The sequence below is a fragment of the Streptomyces sp. NPDC059875 genome (assembly GCF_042731085.1).
GTDB lineage: Bacteria > Actinomycetota > Actinomycetes > Streptomycetales > Streptomycetaceae > Streptomyces.
Window position 1 is genome coordinate 355,270 of record NZ_JBHWJZ010000001.1, and the last position, 15,912, is coordinate 371,181.

A 15,912-nucleotide genomic window follows, 5' to 3' on the forward strand; every position below is an offset into this window, starting at 1 on the left:
TAACGGGGGTGCAAGTTGTGTGCAATGGCTCCCGCCGTGCGCCATCGCGCACACCGTGTGGTCCCCAACTGGCCCCCAAGCACGGTGCCTACTTGCCGCCGCGTGAGTCCGGCCCCTTACGTGGGCGGCCACCTTTCCAGCGCCGCAACCAGATGCCGTCGAGGACCCGGGGCAGGCGGAGAGCATCACGCTGCCACCAACAAGATCAAGGCGGGCCCAACCGGCGCCGGCACCTCACGGTATGGCGGGGGCTCGTCCACACCGCCCGCAGACGAGCCCGCAATCAGTCGAGAAGGCTGAGGTTGATCTCGGTCCAGCAGTACGGGCACGCCATGACACGCCCGGCGGGCAGGAGGTCGCGGGCCTGGTCACGCGCGAGGGGCTGGGGGTGGCGGCTGGCCTGCGGCAGTCACCACGGTGGACGCTGTCCGCGACAAGTTGGCCGCCTGGCGGAAGTTTGGACAGCACCCCGGTTGTACCCTGCGGCTGAACACGGGCGGGCCTGATCACCGCTTCACGCTGTTCGACGTCGGCGGTCTTCGCCCGGTCGTCACGCGAGATCACCTTCGCGAATCGCTCCAGGAACACCTGCGTGAGGTCGGCCGGAAGGTCGAACACCATGTCACACAAGGGGCAGGGGCGCTAGCGCTCCAGAGGGCTTCTTCAGGAGCCCGGCCACCTCGATCCGATGCTCTTTGCGCAGCGGCTGCTCTGGAGTAGACGCTGCGTTGCGAAGCGGATGTCGACGATCGACGCAGCTCGGCAGCGGGCCTGCCCGCTTCACTAGGAACAACGGCGCGGGGTAGTCGCTGGATCGATCGTCTAGCACCGCACCAAACGCCGTCGGCGAGGCCCTTCCCGGCCGGCGACGATCTGCTCCAGGACAGCGACGACACGGCGGGTGGCGCCACCAGGCGTCACCCGCCGGAAGCGGTTCGCTCGCAATCCCCGCCTGTTCACATCATGGGCGCTTGGCGTGATAGCGCTGGGCGAGGCGTGCGAGCGCGACGGCACCGAGGAGCAGTCCGAAGTCGCGCAGTGCGACGTCGTAGTGACCCGGGATGGTCAGCAGGTTGACGATGATGCCCGCCAGCCAGCCGGCCACGAGCCAGCCCCCGAAGCGGGGAGCCAGCGCCACGACGATGCCGGCGACGATCTCGATCACGCCGACCGCATACATGGCCGCTTGGGCGCTGCCGGGAACGATGTCGTCGATCCACGGCGCGAGGTAGGTGGGCCAGTCCGTCAACAGGTTGGCGAACTTGTCCAGCCCGAACAGGATCGGCGCCACCGTGAATCCGGTACGGAGGATCACGAACGCCTGGTAGCCGGGATCAGTGAGCGCCTCGCGCCGCCGGGCGGCGGAGCTGGTGCTTGTGGTGACGGAGGACATGGCCCCTCCTTCTATCGGCAAGGTTCATTTCCTATAGAAGCCCTCTCCCGCTCTATAGTCAATGGCTGCGGGTTTTACAATGGGGTTCGTGGACACCCCGAAGGAAGTACGCGACCCGGACGTCTCCGCCATCGCCGCTCTCGACGAGCCGACCCGCAGGAGGCTGTACGACCACGTGGTGCGCCAGTCGAGCCCCGTGAGCCGGGACGAGGCCGCCGCCGCCATGGGACTGGCCCGCAAGACCGCGGCGTTCCACCTGGACCGGCTGGCCGACGAATCCCTGCTCGACGTCGTCTACGAACGCCGCAGCGGACGCACCGGTCCGGGTGCGGGAAGGCCGGCGAAGCTCTACCGACGCTCGACGAAGCAGGTCGCCGTCAGCTTCCCCGACCGCCGCTACGAGCTCGCCGGACGGCTACTCGCCCAGGCCGTGGAGGAATCCGACGCGACCGGCGAGCCGGTACGGACGGCGCTGCACCGCAAGGCCGAGGAGCTCGGCACACAGCTGGGCGAGCAGAACCGGACCGACGTCTTCGAGCTGCTCGAGAGGTACGGCTTCGAGCCGCGCCACGAGGACGACGCCATCGTCCTGGGCAACTGCCCCTTCCACGCCCTGGCCAAGGCGCACACCCAAACGGTGTGCGGCATGAACCTCCACCTGCTGCGCGGCGTCCTCGAAGGCATCGACGAGACCGGGATCGAGGCGTGCCTGGCGCCCGGCCCCGGACACTGCTGCGTCCGACTCCAGCCGGCCGTCTGACGGGACGCGGGCCCGCGGGCGTCACTGTCAGTCATGACCAAGCCATCGGTGCGATGGATACCGGGATTCCCACCGAGCATCCGTGCCACCCAGCCCCATCCCGCGCAGGGCGGCATGGGCCGACTTGCCCAAATGGCCTACTCATGGGTGCGGGCGGATACTGACGGTAAACGGCAGGCGGCTGGTGCGCGCCGGCCGGGCCGGGCTGTGCCCGCGCCACTGGTCAAACAGTCTCGGTCGCCGCCGTCGCCCTCGACGGCTCACAGGGACCACCGCCATGACCAGCACACAACCCTTCGCCCGTATCCCGGACTTCAAGGGCGAGCTCATCGGGCCCGCCAACCCGGACTACGACGACGTCCGCCGGTGTTTCAACCGGGACCACGACCAGCATCCCGCCCTGGTCGCCCGCTGCACGAGCCCCGAGGACGTGCGCGCCGCCATCGCCCACGCCCGAGAGCAGGGACTCGGGGTCGCAGTGCGCGGAGGCGGGCACGCGACCGCCGGGTTCGCCTCCTGCGAGGGCGGCCTGGTCGTCGACACCAGCCCGATGAAGCACGTCGAGATCGACGCGGAGGCACGTACCGGCCGCTTCGGGGCCGGCCTGACCTGGGGCGAACTGGACGCCGCGACCCAGGAGTTCGGTCTGGCCGTGACCGGCGGACGGGTGTCGGACACCGGGGTCGCCGGCCTGACGCTCGGCAGCGGCTCCGGCTGGCTGGAGCGGATGTACGGGCCGTCCGCCTGGAATCTGACGTCCACCCAGGTGGTCACCGCCGACGGACGGATCCTCCGCGCCGACGAGGACGAGAACGCCGACCTATTCTGGGGCCTGCGGGGCGGCGGCGGCAACTTCGGCATCGTGACCGAGTTCGGTTTCCGACTGCATCCCGTCGGACCGCTTCTGTACGCCGGGATGCTGCTGCACCGGCGCTCGGTCGCCGGACCGCTCGCGCGCCTCTACCGGGACTTCATGGAGCGGGCACCCGACGAGGTCACCGGGGCCCTCGCCCTGATCACCGCGCCGCCGGCGGACTTCGTGCCGGAGGAGGCCCGGGGCGAGCCCGCCGTCGGCGTGATCGTCGCGTACGTCGGCGACATCACGCGGGGCGAGGAGGTCCTGAAGCCCCTGGTCGAGTGGGGCGAGCCCTGGGTCCGGAAGGTCCAGCCCATGCCGTACACCGCCGTGCAGCAGATGCTGGACGGCGGGACCCCGACGGGCGTCAGCGAGTACTTCAAGATCGACTACCTGCCCGAGCTGCCGGACGAGGCGCTCGACACGGCGATCGAGCAGGCCGAGGCGGTCAGCTCGCCGATGACCCAGACCATCTTCTGCCCGCTGGGTGGAGCGATGGACCGCCTGGACGGCGACTCCATGGCCCTCGCCACCCCGCCGACGAAATGGGTGTACTTCTGCCTGTCCATCTGGTGGGGCGACGAAGGGCGGGAGCGGCACATCGACTGGGCGCGCGGCTTCCACGCGGCCATGCGGCCGTGGACGACCGGCACTTCGGTACCCAACTTCATCTCCACGGACGAGGGCGCCCGGCTGCGCGCCTCGTACGGCCCGGAGAAGTACGCCCGCCTCGTCGCCCTGAAGGACCGCTACGACCCCGGGAACGTCTTCGCCCTCAACCAGAACATCCCGCCCAGCCGGTAGGGGCGCCTCGCCGGACTCGTTCAGGCCGTGCCGGGGTGCAAGGTGGCCTCGCCGGTGAGGCGGACGCCGACCCTCCGGCCCGGCTCCACCCGCAGCGGAGCCGCGGTACGGATGTCGACCGGCTCGTCCAGGCCGGCGACGGCGACCGTGACCAGGGCGTCGTGGCCGAAGAAGCGGACATCGGTCACGACGCCTTCGGCGTCGGCGCCGTCCGGCTCCGCGAGCCGGAGCTGCTCGGGCCTCAGGAAGACCAGACCCTCGCGCCGACCCGCCGGAGCGGCGGCCAGCGGGATGCGCCCCAGCGCGGTCGTGGCCACGTCCTTGTCGGCGGTGCCGGGCACGAAGACGGCGTCCCCGACGAACGAGGCCAGCCACGGATCCACCGGCCGGTGGTAGATCCACCGCGGTCCTGCGCGACGCGACCCACTGGGACGACGTCGTCATGAAGCTCGGCCACGAGCACCTTCGGCGCCACGACCTCCGGCACACCGGACTCACCTGGTTCGCCGATGCGGGCGTCCAGGTGCACGTTCTGCGCAAGATCGCCGGCCATGGCTCTCTGACCACCACCCAGCGGTACCTGCACCCCGACGTGCACAAGATCACCGCCGCCGGCGCCGCGCTCTCGGCGCACCTCAGCGTGCTGCGCGCACCGCGGTCCCTGCCGAGCCCGATCGTGGTCGCCCGCTGACCCGGTCAAGGCGAGTTGGTCCCCAACTGGTCCCCAAGAACGGGTCAGGGGCCGTTTCAGATTGCTCTGAAACGGCCCCTGACCTGCGACTCTTTCGAGTCGGGACGACAGGATTTGAACCTGCGACCCCTTGACCCCCAGTCAAGTGCGCTACCAAGCTGCGCCACGTCCCGATGCCCGTCCCCCGGGGGTTTGTCCCCGGCGGCTGCGTGCAGGAGAACATTACCTCACTCCGCGGGTCGGATGGACGCACCCCCGCCCGGACGGTGAGTGGCATACCCGCAGGCCGGGCCGCCGCCGGGCCGTCGCCAGGCCGTCGAAGGCCGCTGAAGGGGAGAATGGGCGGGTGGACACGACGCCGAGGGACCGGGACGAGGAGGGGCGGGCGCGCAGTGCGCGGCCGCGGGACGGGCTCGGACGGCCGTTGCCGTACGGGGTCGAGGGGGTGCCCCGGCAGCCCGAAGGGGTGGTGCGGACGCCCGCGCAGACGCTCCGTGAGGCGCAGCGGCTGCTCGACGCGGGGATGCCGTTCCATGCGCACGAGGTCTTCGAGGACGCCTGGAAGAGCGGTCCCGCCGAGGAGCGGGACCTGTGGCAGGGGCTCGCCCAGTTGGCGGTGGGGCTGACCCACGCCGCGCGGGGCAACGCGGCGGGCGGGGCGCGGCTGTTGCTGCGCGGCGCCGCACGGATCTCCGGGCAGCCCGATCCGTACGGCATCGACATCGGTGGACTCGTGGGCTGGGCCCGGGAGTTGGCGGCGCACGCGGACTCCGTGACGGACGCGTCCGCCGAGGCGCCGCGCCTGCTCCCCGAGTAGCGCGGCGCCCGGTGGTCACCAGGTGAGGTGGAGCTCCAGGGGCGAGCGGTGGATCAGGGTCGGCCGCATCACCACCTCCCGGTCCTGAGCCAGCCGGAGTCCGGGGAAGCGGCGGACGAACAGCTCCAGAGTGAGGCGGAGTTGGGTGCGGGCGAGCTGGGAGCCGGGGCAGCCGTGGGCGCCGTGGCCGAAGCTGACGTGGCGGGTGGGGGTCGGTGGCCGCGTGATGTCGAAGACGTCGGCGTCCTCGTGGCGCGCCTCGTCGCGGTTGGCGGAGCCGTACGCGACGAAGACGGTGGCCCCGGCGGGCAGTTCGGTGCCGGCCAGGACGACGGGCCGGGTCGTGGTGCGACGGAATCCCTGGACGGCGGTGTCGAAGCGGGCGGCTTCCTCCACCGCCCCGGGTATGAGTTCGGGCCGGGCACGGAGCAGCTCCCACTGGTCGCGCCGGCGCAGCAGATGGAAGAGCGCGGTGCCGATCAGGGCCGTGGTGGTGAGGTGCCCGGCGATGAGGAAGTTCTGCAGGTTGGAGACGAGTTCGCTGCGCTGGTCCTCGGTGAGCTCGCGGGTGCCGGGCCCGAGTCCGGTGTCCGGGGCCAGGGCGGCGACCATGGCCGAGCACAGGTCGTCGCGGGGGTGGGCGCGCCGCTCGCGGGCGTAGCGGTCGAGGAGGTGCTCGAGGGCTACCACGTCCTCGGCCGCGGCGATCTGTTCGTCCTCGGCCATGGGCCGGAAGAGGAGCTGCTCGGCGCGGTGTCCTCCGTGCACCGCGGCGGGCACGTCCGCCGGCTCGAAGCCGATGAGGCGACCGATGACGGCGCCGGGCAGCTTGCGGGCGTAGGAGGACATCAGCTCCGTGTGGCCGTCGGCTGCGAAGCCGTCGACGAGGGCGGTGGCGACCTCGGCGGCGTACGGCGTGAGGGCCGCGACGCGCGCCGCGGAGAGGCCGCTGTTGATCGGGGCGCGGTGGCGGCGGTGTGCGGCGCCGTCGGTGGAGACGACGGTGGGCCGTTTGCCGAAGCCGCGGGCGAGGACGCCGAAGACGGCGGCTGTGGGCATGACGTCGGGGCGCAGGGCCTGGGCGGAGGAGAAGTCCTCCGGCCGCAGCAGCACTTCGCGGACGTCGGCGTCCCGGGCGACCAGCCAGGCGTCGAGTTCGGGGACGAAGGTCAGACCGTCGGTCTGTCGCGCACGGGCGTAGAGGGGGTACGGGTCGCGCTGCAACGCGTCGAGCAGTTCGTGACGTGCGTACGTCGTCGGGTCCACGCGGCGCCTCCGGAAGGGGAAGGTGCGGAACTCGGTGCGGTCCGGCCATGGTGACCGGCGCCGCGTGCTCCTGGCTACGCCTGGGATTCGGACAGCGCGCGTACGAGTACGGAGGTGTGGCTGACGGACGGGTCCTTCGCGGCGGTGAGGAGGGTGACGGTGCCCTGGGCGGCGAGGGCGCGCAGACGGTCGAGGGCCTCGGCCGCGGCGGGTTCGGCGAGCTCGTCCTCGTACCGTCGGCAGAACTCCCCGTACTCGCCGTCCGGACCGTGGTACCAACGCCGCAGTTCGGTGGAGGGGGTGAGGGCCTTGGGCCACTCGTCGATGCGGGCGTCGGTCTTGGCGAGGCCGCGCGGCCAGAGGCGGTCGACGAGGACCCGTACTCCGTCGTCGGGTGACGGGGACTCGTAGATCCGGCGGACGCGTACGTCGGGAGCTGCGGCTGGCATGGCTCCAGGGTGCCGGAGCCGCGCGGTGGTCACACCTCGACGCGCCCCGCGGGCTGCAGCGCGGGCAGCAGGACCGAGTCGACGAAGACGCGCATCGTCGACGCGTCGGCGAAACGCTCCTCGAAGAGCCGCTCGATGCGGAGCATCCCGAGGAAGCAGGGGGCGACGAAGCCGATCGCCGGGTTGTCCGCGGAGATCTCGCCGCGCTCGACGGCCCGCCGCAGGATCGTGTCGAGCGCCGCGACCTCCGGGCTGATGACGGTCTCGCGGAGCGCCTCGCACAGTTCGGGGTACTGGACGTACGCCTGGCTGACGGCCTCCATCAGCTCGGCGTCGCGGTCGCGGCTGGTCGCGGCCAGGTGGGCCGCCGCACGGAGGTCGCCGACGAGTGATCCGGTGTCGATGCCGCCGAAGAACACGCAGCGCTGTTTGGCGAGGGCAGCCGTCACCAGCTGGTGCTTGGTCCCCCACTGGCGGTAGAGGGTCGCCTTGCCGCACTTGGTGAGGGCCGCGACGCCCTCCATGGTCACCGCGTCGTAGCCGCCCTCGCGGAGCAGGCGGAGGACGGCCTCGTAGAGCTCGCTCTCCCGCTCCGGCGTGATCTTGCTGCGACGGGCGGCGGCGGTCGCGGCCTCTGTGGACATCCCATACCTCCCGGACAGCTCTCTGCACATACGAGAGTAGGGGGTGCACAATCGAGACGCAAACGTATCGAGACGCTTGCGTCTCGATGAATTCGGATCTAGGCTTCCCCCGTTTGCTGACGATTTGACGGAAAAAAGGGGCCGCGCCAATGGCTGCCGGGATACGCGGGACACGGGGGACTCGTCCCGCGGGACCGGAGCCGACCGCTACCCGGAGACCGCCTCTGGTGCGCGAGCTGCTGCTCGTCACCGCGCTGTTCCTCGTGTACAAGTGCGGCCGGCTGTTCGCGAACGGCCACGAAGTGCGGGCCTTCCACAACGCCGACCGGATATGGAACGCGGAGCGGGCCGTCCATCTGCCCGGCGAGGGTTCCGTACAGGCCCTCCTCATGCACGGCGAGCCGCTCGTCCGGGCCGCGAACACGTACTACGCGGCCGTGCACTTCCCGGCCACGATCGCCTTCCTCGGCTGGCTCTACTGGCGCCGCCCGGAGCACTACCTCTGGTCCCGACGCGTCCTTGCGCTCCTGACCGCCGCCGCGCTCGCCCTGCATCTGCTGATGCCGCTGGCGCCGCCCCGGATGCTCGCCGCGTCCGGACTCGTCGACACCGCGCGGATCTACGGCCCGTCGGTGTACGGCGCGAGCCCCGAGACGGACTCGATGGCCAACCAGTTCGCCGCGATGCCCTCGTTGCACTTCGGCTGGGCGGTGATGGTCGCCATCGGCCTGATCGTCGCGACCCGAGGGCGGTGGCGGTGGCTCTGGCTGCTCCACCCACTGCTGACGCTCCTGGTGATCGTCGGCACGGCCAACCACTACTGGTTCGACGCCCTCGCGGCGGCGACGCTGCTCGCTCTCGCGCTCGCGGCCGTACGGGCACCCGGCGCCGGCCCGGCCGACCCCGACCCGCTCGCCCCCGACCCGCTCCCGCGCGCCGCCGCGCCCCGTCCGGCGGAGGCCCTCCGATGACCACCCCCGACGGCATCGTCCTCGCCGTACTCCTGTCCCTGGTCTCCGCCGCCGGGTACGCCCTCGCCGCCGTCGCCCAGTCCCGGCTCGCCTCGTCCTCCGACGGGGGACGCGGCGCGCTGCGCGCGCTGCTCGCGCGCGGCCAGTGGTGGTGGGCGGTAGGCCTGAACGCGGCGGGCGCGCTCGCCCATGTGGCCGCGTTGCACTACGGCCCGCTGACGCTCGTTCAGCCGCTGGGCGCGCTCACCCTGGTGGCGGCGCTGCCGCTCGGGGCGTACTGCGCCCGTCGGCGGGTGACCCGGGCGGAGTGGCGCGGGGCGCTCTGGACGCTGGCGGGCCTCGTCGGCCTGATCTCGGTGACCGGCCCGGCGACGCCGGGCGACGCGCTGAGTCTGCGCGAGTCCCTGATCGTCGCGGCGGCGACGGCGCTGCTGATCGCGGTGCTCGCCTCGGGAGGGCGGTACGGAGGGCGGTACGGAGGGCGGCGTGAAAGCGGCGGCTCGCGGGCGCGGGCGCACGTGGGCACGGGCTCGCGGGGCGGCCTCGGTGCGGGCACAGCCTCGCAGGCCGGTGCGGGCACGACCCCGCGGGCACGGGCCGGTGCGGCGCGTGGGCGGGGGCTCGGGCACGCGACAGCTTCCGGGATCGCCTCCGGGGTCGGCTCAGCGCTGACGCAGACGCTCACCGCCGCGCTCGCGCGCGAGCTGCCCGGCGGCGCGACGGCCCGGTGGCAGACGGCCCTGATCGCGGTGCTGATCTCCGCCTTCGCGGTGGGCGGACTGCTGCTCTCGCAGACCGCCTACCGGGGCGGCCTCGCCGCGCCGCTGGCCGTCGTGAACCTCTCCAACCCGGCCGCCGCGGCGGTCATCGGCGTGGCGCTGCTCGGCGAGACGTTCCGCGCAGGGGTGTGGGGCTGGCTGATCGCGGCCGCCGCTTCGGTGGTGGCGGCACGCGGGGTGGTGCTCCTGACGACGGGGGCGGGAACATCCCCCGTGACACCGCCCCCGTCCTCTTCCTCACCGCCGTCCCCCTCCCAGGTCGTGGCCTCCGGGCAGCCGCAGCCGCTCCCCCTGCCCCGCACCGACGAGCCGGCCACCGCGCCGCTCGCGGGGTGACCGCGCCTCACCTCCCTCACCCGTGCACCCACCCTCCCCTTCTTGGATAGCCGACCTATCCTTGGAGGGCGGAGTAGAACTCCCCGATATCCGTGTCGAGACGATGGGAACGGTGAAACGCATTTGCGCCTCTCCGAGTTGAGCGCCCGCGGCGGCGTGTCCGTGGCCACCGTGAAGTACTACCTGCGCGAGGGACTCCTGCCTCCGGGGACGCCCGTCACCGCGCGGCAGTCGGAGTACGGCGAGGAGCACCTGCGCAGGCTGCGCCTGCTCCGGGCGCTCCTCACGGTCGGCGGGATGACGATCCAGCAGGCCCGGGACGTTCTGGCGGTGGCGCACGACCCCACCTTCGACCGCCACGATCGCGTCGGCGTCGCCGCTCACATGCTGGGCCCGCAGATCCCCCCGCCCGACGCCTCCGATCCCGAGCGCCCGCTGTGGGACGAGGTCTTCGCCGAGATGCGCGGGCTGCTCACCGAGATGGGCTGGCAGGTGTACGACGAGGCACCCGCGCTCGCCGCGCTGACCCGGGCGGTCCTGACGCTCCGCACGCTGGGCTACCGGGGCCGCACCGACGACATCCGGCGGTACGCCGAGGTGATGCACCCGATCGCCGCCGAGGAGTACGCAGTGATGGAGGAGTACCCGGTCCTGGAGGAGGCGATCGAGGCGGCGGTCGCGTACACGGTGCTGTACGAGCCGATCCTGCTGGCCCTGCGCCGCCTGGCCCACGAGGATGTTTCCGCCCACCTGCACAGGTTCCCCCCGCCTCCCGAACCCCCCATTTCATCATCTTGACGAAAAGAGCCCGGAACTCCTATCGTCAACATGACGACAAGGGGGAGTTTCCATGGCCGACATCACCCGCCGCGCCGGCTGGCGCCATCTGCGGTCCGCACCCACCGCTCACATCCGCCACCACCGGCGCGGACGCCTGGTCCACGACGGGACGGGGCTCAGCTTCTGGTACCGCTCACTCTCCGCCGCGCTCTCCGAAGTGCCGGTGAACGACCGGGAGCTGGCGATGGCGTTCCACGCCAGGACCGCCGACTTCCAGGACGTGAGCGTGCAGTCCACCGTCACGTACCGGATCGGCGAGCCGGACGCCGCGGCCACCCGGCTCGACTTCTCGATCGATCCGGACACGGGCGCGTGGCGCGGCGCTCCGCTGGAGCAGATCGCCACGCTGCTGACCGAGACCGCGCAGCAGCACGCCCTCGACGTATTGGCGCGCACCCCGCTGGCGGCGGCGCTTGTCGACGGTGTGGCCGCGGTACGGGACCGGATCGCGGACGGGCTCGCGGCCGAGCCGCGGCTCCCGGCGACCGGTATCGAGGTGGTGGCGGTGCGGGTGGTGGCGATCCGCCCGGAGCCGGAGGTCGAGCGGGCGCTGCGCACGCCCGCCCGCGAGCAGATCCAGCAGGAGGCGGACCGGGCCACGTACGAGCGGCGGGCGGTGGCGGTCGAGCGTGAGCGGACCATCGCCGAGAACGAGCTGGCCAGCAAGATCGAACTGGCCCGCCAGGAGGAGCGGCTGGTCGACCAGCGCGGCACCAACGCACGCCGCGAGGCGGAGGAGAGCGCCGCCGCCGACTCCGTACGGGCGGAGGCGGAGGCGGTACGGAAGGTCCGGCTCGCGCGGGCCGAGGCGGAGGCGGCGCGCGAGGTCGGCGAGGCGCGGGCGGCGGCGCAGGCGGCCTGGCTCAGGGTGCACGGGGAGGTCGACACGGCGACGCTGCACGCGTTGGCGGCGACCCGGGCGGCGGAGAACCTCCCCCGGATCGAGCACCTGACGCTCTCGCCCGACGTGCTGACCGGACTTCTGGCGAAGCTCGGCAGCGGCGGCGGGACCGTGTCGTGAGCCTGGCGCCTCGCGCGGTGCTCGTGCACCGCACCACGGAGTACGAGGAGCTGCTCGCCCGGCACGGTACGCACGGGCAGGCCGCGTTCTTCCTGTCCAGCCGGGGTCGGGGCATCGAGGACGTACGGGGGCGGCACGAGCGGAACCGGCGGGCGCTCGCGGAGGTGGCGGCGGCGGTGCCGCTCTCGTGGCGGCAGGCCCGGGTGGAGCGGGCGGATCTGGACCGTTTCCTGTTCGGCCCCGAGGACGTGGTCGTCGTGGTCGGGCAGGACGGTCTGGTGGCCAACGCGGCGAAGTACCTGTCCGGGCAGCCCGTCATCGGGATCGACACCGATCCGGGTCGGAACGCGGGGGTCCTGGTACGGCACCGGGCGGCGGACGCGCGGGCGTTGCTGCCGGCCGCGGCGGAGACCGCGGCCGACGAGCTCACGATGGTGGAGGCGGTCACGGACGACGCGCAACGGCTCCTCGCCCTCAACGAGATCTACCTCGGCCCGCCCGGCCACCAGACGGCTCGCTACACGCTCACCGTGGAGGACCCGGAACCGTCGCCCGAACCCCAGGCGTCCTCGGGCGTCCTGGTCGGCACGGGCACGGGCGCGACGGGCTGGCTCCGCTCGCTCTGGCAGCAACGCTCCAGCCGTCTGCGCCTCCCGACTCCGACGGACCCGCGCCTCGCCTGGTTCGTCCGCGAGGCCTGGCCGTCCCCGACGACGGGCACGACGCGGGTGGAGGGCGTGCTGGACTCCGCCCAGTCCCTCCACCTCACGGTCGAGTCGGACCGCCTGGTCGCTTTCGGCGACGGCATGGAATCGGACGCACTGGACCTGACCTGGGGCCAGACGGTACGGGTGGGAGTGGCAGGAACAGCGCTCCGTCTGGTGGGTTGAGGCCCGGTCCGCCCGGTCTGCCCGGCGCGAGCGGCCCGGCGCCGTCCGACGCAGTCCGGGCGCCGTCCCACGCCGTCCCGGCGCCATCCGAGGCAGTCCCGGCGCCGTCCAGCACGGTGCCGGTCCCGTCCCGCGTCGGCCGCGGCTGGATACCGTCGTACCGCTCCGCCGGCCTTCCGCGAACTCGCTATGCTCGGGCCGCTTCGCCCGAATCGCCCCCGTCCGTCGCCCCATCGGCCGCCGAAGGAACCGTCATGGCCCACCCCGCCACCGGCCCTCTCAGCATCCACGTCGCCTCCCTCCAGGACTGGGCGGTCGTGCGCGGCTGGGCCGCGGCCGAGGGGTGGAATCCGGGGGTTGCCGACGCGGCCGCGTTCTTCGCTCAGGACTCCGAGGGGTTCTTCCTCGGGCGGATCGACGGGGAGCCCGTCTCCGCCATCTCAGTCGTCAACTACAGCGACCGGTACGCCTTCCTCGGCTTCTACCTCGTCCGCCCCGACCAGCGCGGTCTCGGCCACGGCCTCGCGACCTGGCGCGCCGCGCTCGCGCACGCCGGCGAGCGGACGGTCGGCCTCGACGGTGTGCCTGACCAGCAGGACAACTACCGCCGCTCCGGCTTCACCACCGCCTACCGCACGGCGCGGTACGTCGGCGAGGTACACCCTCCGGCCGCGCCCGCCCCTGACGTCGTCCCCGCCCACCGCGTCGACCCCGCCACGCTCGCCGCGTACGACAGCGCCTGCCTTCCCGCCGACCGCCCGCGGTTCCTCGCGCCGTGGCTGACCACTCCCGGCCATCGCGCGCTCGTCCGGGTCGTCGACGGACGCCCCACGGGGTACGGCGTGGTGCGGCCGGCGCAGGAAGAGGCCCGCGTCGGGCCCCTGTTCGCGGACACGCCCGCCGACGCCGCCGTACTCCTCGACGCGCTCGCGGCAGAGGCCCGGGCGTTCGGCTCGGCGCGGATCGCGGTCGACATGCCGGAGCAGAATCCGGCGGCGGCCCGCCTCGCCCTCGAACGGGGCCTGGAGGCGACGTTCGAGACGGCGCGGATGTACACCGGGCCGATCAGGCCGCACGCGCGGGAGCGGGTCTTCGGCGTCACCACCCTCGAGCTCGGCTGACCACCCTCACCCCCACGTCCCACCCCTCCCCCACCCCCCTCGGGGGGTGACAAGGGTTTTCCCCGTATCGGGTTCATCTCGCCGTTCCCTACTGTCTGCCGCACCGGCAGATCCCATCCCCCGAACCGCGCCTGTCAGGTGCATGTGGAGAGGTGGGTGGTGTCCGCCGGTGACGGCCTTGACCCGGGCCGTCGCGCCGGTGGCGGCGCACGGGCCCCCCAAGCCCAGGGACCGGTGGACCGCGACCCCACTTCGCACCCTGTTCCCGCGCCGCCGCCACTGCTCCGCACCTACGTCGTGCTTGAAAGGGAACACCTTGAACAGTTCCAGGCGGAGAGTCATATCCGTCGTGGTCGCGAGCGCCGCGATCCTCGGCGCCGCTGCCACCTCCACCGGGGCGATCGCCGCCGCCCCGGCCGCTTCGACCCCGAAGCCGGCTCCGGCTTCGCAGACGATGGCCGCGCTGCCCAGCGCCCCGGTCGAGAAGGTCATCGTCACCTACAAGTCCAAGACCGCCGAGGCCGGTTCGAACGCCGCCGCCAAGAGCGACGCGGCCGCCAAGGGCGCCGAGACGGGCGAGGCCCTCTCCTTCGAGCGCCGCCTCGCCGGCGGCGCCGCGCTGGTCGACCTGGGCGACAGCGCCACGAAGCAGGACGTCACCGAGGTCATGGACGCCTTCCGCGCCGACCCGCAGGTCGCCTCGGTCGAGCCCGACATCCGCGCGTACGCGATGGCGGTCACCCCGAACGACACGGACTACGCCAAGCAGTGGGACCTCTTCGAGGCCACCGGCGGCATGAACGTCCCGCCCGCCTGGGACAAGACGACCGGCTCCGGTGTCACCGTCGCCGTGATCGACACCGGCTACGCGGCCCACTCGGACCTGGCGACCAACGTCGTGTCCGGCTACGACTTCATCTCCACCTCCGCCGACGCCCGCGACGGCAACGGCCGTGACGCGGACGCCAAGGACGAGGGCGACTGGAACGCCACCGACAACGAGTGCGGCGTCGGCTCCAAGGCCTCCAACTCCTCCTGGCACGGCACCCACGTGGCCGGCACCATCGGCGCGGTCACCAACAACACCAAGGGCATCGCGGGCATCGCGTACAACGCGAAGATCCAGCCCGTGCGCGTCCTCGGCAAGTGCGGCGGCTCCTCCGCGGACATCGCCGACGCCATCACCTGGGCCTCCGGCGGCACCGTGCCGGGCGTCGCGGCCAACCCGACCCCGGCGAAGGTCATCAACCTGAGCCTGGGCGGCGCCAGCTCCACCTGCCCGAGCGTCTACCAGACCGCGATCAACGGCGCCGTCTCGCGCGGTACCACCGTCGTCGTCGCCGCGGGCAACAGCAACGCCAACACCTCCGGCTTCACCCCCGCGAACTGCTCGAACGTCATCACCGTGGCGTCGACCAGCCGCGAGGGCAACCGTTCGTTCTACTCGAACTTCGGCTCCATCGTGGACGTGGCGGCCCCGGGCGGCGAGACCCGTCGCGGCACCGACACCCCGGGCACCATCACCACCCCCGAGAACGGCATCTACTCCACGCTGAACTCGGGCACGACCACCCAGTCGGCCGAGAACTACAAGCCCTACCAGGGCACCTCGATGGCCGCGCCGCACATCGCCGGCCTGGCCGCCCTGCTGAAGTCGGCCAAGAGCAGCCTCACCCCGGCCGAGATCGAGTCCGCGATCAAGGCCAACGCCCGCCCGCTGCCCGGCACCTGCACCGGTGGCTGCGGCACCGGCATCGCCGACACCGAGAAGACCGTGAACGCCGTCACCACCACCACCCCGCCGGCGGGCAACGTCTTCACCAACGCGACCGATGTCACGATCTCCGACAACACCACCGTGTCGTCCTCGATCGCCGTCACCGGCCGCACCGGCAACGCCCCCGCCGCCCTCAAGGTCGGCGTGGACATCAAGCACACCTGGCGCGGGGACCTGGTCATCGACCTGATCGCCCCCGACGGCACGGTGCGCAACCTGAAGGCGTCCAGCGGCTCGGACAGCGCCGACAACGTCGTGACCACGTACACGGTCGACGCGTCGAGCGAGGTCGCCAACGGCACCTGGAAGCTGCAGGTCCGCGATGTGGCCTCGGGTGACACCGGCTACATCGACTCGTGGAACCTCACCTTCTAGGTCCCACCCGAACCACCCCCCACATCAGCATCATTGCTGGTCAGCGACGCGCTCGTGGTCTATACCACGGGCGCGTCCTGGCGTGCTGCCCGGCAGCCGCTGTCCGTATGTCGGACAAGGGG

At 72.3% G+C, this 15,912-nt stretch carries 15 protein-coding genes, 1 tRNA gene and 1 pseudogene; 11 read left to right on the plus strand and 6 right to left on the minus strand.

What is annotated here, in order from left to right:
- Nucleotides 1-961: 961 nt before the first annotated feature.
- Nucleotides 962-1,393 (minus strand): hypothetical protein, encoded by a 432-nt coding sequence (locus tag ACFV9D_RS01390; protein ID WP_385139093.1) that lies wholly within the window; start codon nucleotides 1,391-1,393, stop codon nucleotides 962-964.
- A 79-nt stretch (nucleotides 1,394-1,472) separates the two neighbouring features.
- Here ACFV9D_RS01390 and ACFV9D_RS01395 point away from each other — a divergent pair, with 79 nt between their 5' ends.
- Both ACFV9D_RS01395 and ACFV9D_RS01400 read left to right on the plus strand, forming a co-directional pair.
- Nucleotides 1,473-2,153, plus strand: a complete 681-nt coding sequence (locus ACFV9D_RS01395) for a helix-turn-helix transcriptional regulator (protein WP_385139096.1) — start codon at nucleotides 1,473-1,475, stop codon at nucleotides 2,151-2,153.
- Nucleotides 2,154-2,430: 277 nt separating this feature from the next.
- Nucleotides 2,431-3,813 carry an FAD-binding oxidoreductase gene (locus tag ACFV9D_RS01400; RefSeq protein ID WP_385139099.1) on the plus strand — a complete coding sequence of 461 codons (1,383 nt, stop codon included), beginning with the start codon at nucleotides 2,431-2,433 and terminating at the stop codon, nucleotides 3,811-3,813.
- 20 nt (nucleotides 3,814-3,833) lie between these two features.
- Here ACFV9D_RS01400 and ACFV9D_RS01405 read toward each other — a convergent pair whose 3' ends face one another.
- Nucleotides 3,834-4,196, minus strand: coding sequence for a TOBE domain-containing protein (locus ACFV9D_RS01405; protein WP_385139102.1), 363 nt, complete (start codon nucleotides 4,194-4,196; stop codon nucleotides 3,834-3,836).
- Between ACFV9D_RS01405 and ACFV9D_RS01410 the strand changes: the two are divergent.
- Nucleotides 4,196-4,504 (plus strand): annotated as a pseudogene (locus ACFV9D_RS01410) (tyrosine-type recombinase/integrase); the annotation flags it as partial. The gene ACFV9D_RS01405 and the pseudogene ACFV9D_RS01410 overlap by 1 nt on opposite strands.
- Before the next feature lie 99 nt (nucleotides 4,505-4,603).
- On the opposite strand, the gene ACFV9D_RS01415 reads toward ACFV9D_RS01410, so the two are convergent.
- Nucleotides 4,604-4,677, minus strand: a tRNA-Pro gene (locus ACFV9D_RS01415).
- A 173-nt stretch (nucleotides 4,678-4,850) separates the two neighbouring features.
- Here ACFV9D_RS01415 and ACFV9D_RS01420 point away from each other — a divergent pair.
- Nucleotides 4,851-5,321 carry a DUF309 domain-containing protein gene (locus ACFV9D_RS01420; protein WP_385139105.1) on the plus strand — a complete coding sequence of 157 codons (471 nt, stop codon included), beginning with the start codon at nucleotides 4,851-4,853 and terminating at the stop codon, nucleotides 5,319-5,321.
- Between the two features lie 15 nt (nucleotides 5,322-5,336).
- Here the strand turns inward: ACFV9D_RS01420 and ACFV9D_RS01425 are convergent, their stop codons facing one another.
- The 3 genes from ACFV9D_RS01425 to ACFV9D_RS01435 all read right to left on the minus strand — a co-directional run bounded on the left by ACFV9D_RS01425 (nucleotide 5,337) and on the right by ACFV9D_RS01435 (nucleotide 7,680).
- The gene (locus ACFV9D_RS01425) at nucleotides 5,337-6,587 is read right to left on the minus strand and encodes a cytochrome P450 (RefSeq protein ID WP_385139107.1); all 1,251 of its coding nucleotides are present in this window, start codon (nucleotides 6,585-6,587) and stop codon (nucleotides 5,337-5,339) included.
- Between the two features lie 74 nt (nucleotides 6,588-6,661).
- On the minus strand, nucleotides 6,662-7,036 hold the full coding sequence (locus ACFV9D_RS01430; RefSeq protein ID WP_385139110.1) for a DUF488 domain-containing protein: 375 nt from the start codon (nucleotides 7,034-7,036) through the stop codon (nucleotides 6,662-6,664).
- Nucleotides 7,037-7,065: 29 nt separating this feature from the next.
- Entirely contained in the window at nucleotides 7,066-7,680 is a 615-nt protein-coding gene (locus ACFV9D_RS01435) for a TetR/AcrR family transcriptional regulator (RefSeq protein WP_385139113.1), read from the minus strand.
- A gap of 149 nt (nucleotides 7,681-7,829) precedes the next feature.
- Between ACFV9D_RS01435 and ACFV9D_RS01440 the strand changes: the two genes are divergently transcribed.
- The 7 genes from ACFV9D_RS01440 (at nucleotide 7,830) to ACFV9D_RS01470 (ending at nucleotide 15,790) form a co-directional block, all read left to right on the plus strand.
- The gene (locus ACFV9D_RS01440) at nucleotides 7,830-8,651 is read left to right on the plus strand and encodes a phosphatase PAP2 family protein (RefSeq protein ID WP_385139116.1); all 822 of its coding nucleotides are present in this window, start codon (nucleotides 7,830-7,832) and stop codon (nucleotides 8,649-8,651) included.
- Nucleotides 8,648-9,766: a DMT family transporter gene (locus tag ACFV9D_RS01445; protein ID WP_385139119.1), complete on the plus strand. Its 1,119-nt coding sequence runs from the start codon at nucleotides 8,648-8,650 to the stop codon at nucleotides 9,764-9,766. The genes ACFV9D_RS01440 and ACFV9D_RS01445 overlap by 4 nt, the downstream gene beginning before the upstream one ends.
- Before the next feature lie 123 nt (nucleotides 9,767-9,889).
- Nucleotides 9,890-10,564: a MerR family transcriptional regulator gene (locus tag ACFV9D_RS01450; RefSeq protein WP_385139122.1), complete on the plus strand. Its 675-nt coding sequence runs from the start codon at nucleotides 9,890-9,892 to the stop codon at nucleotides 10,562-10,564.
- Nucleotides 10,565-10,616: 52 nt separating this feature from the next.
- Nucleotides 10,617-11,627 carry an SPFH domain-containing protein gene (locus ACFV9D_RS01455; protein ID WP_385139125.1) on the plus strand — a complete coding sequence of 337 codons (1,011 nt, stop codon included), beginning with the start codon at nucleotides 10,617-10,619 and terminating at the stop codon, nucleotides 11,625-11,627.
- Complete coding sequence (locus ACFV9D_RS01460) at nucleotides 11,624-12,517, plus strand: hypothetical protein (protein WP_385139128.1); 894 nt, start codon at nucleotides 11,624-11,626, stop codon at nucleotides 12,515-12,517. Before ACFV9D_RS01455 ends, ACFV9D_RS01460 begins: the two co-directional genes overlap by 4 nt.
- A gap of 254 nt (nucleotides 12,518-12,771) precedes the next feature.
- The gene (locus ACFV9D_RS01465) at nucleotides 12,772-13,638 is read left to right on the plus strand and encodes a GNAT family N-acetyltransferase (RefSeq protein WP_385139131.1); all 867 of its coding nucleotides are present in this window, start codon (nucleotides 12,772-12,774) and stop codon (nucleotides 13,636-13,638) included.
- A gap of 454 nt (nucleotides 13,639-14,092) precedes the next feature.
- On the plus strand, nucleotides 14,093-15,790 hold the full coding sequence (locus ACFV9D_RS01470; protein ID WP_385139424.1) for a S8 family serine peptidase: 1,698 nt from the start codon (nucleotides 14,093-14,095) through the stop codon (nucleotides 15,788-15,790).
- The last annotated feature ends 122 nt before the right edge of the window (nucleotides 15,791-15,912 follow it).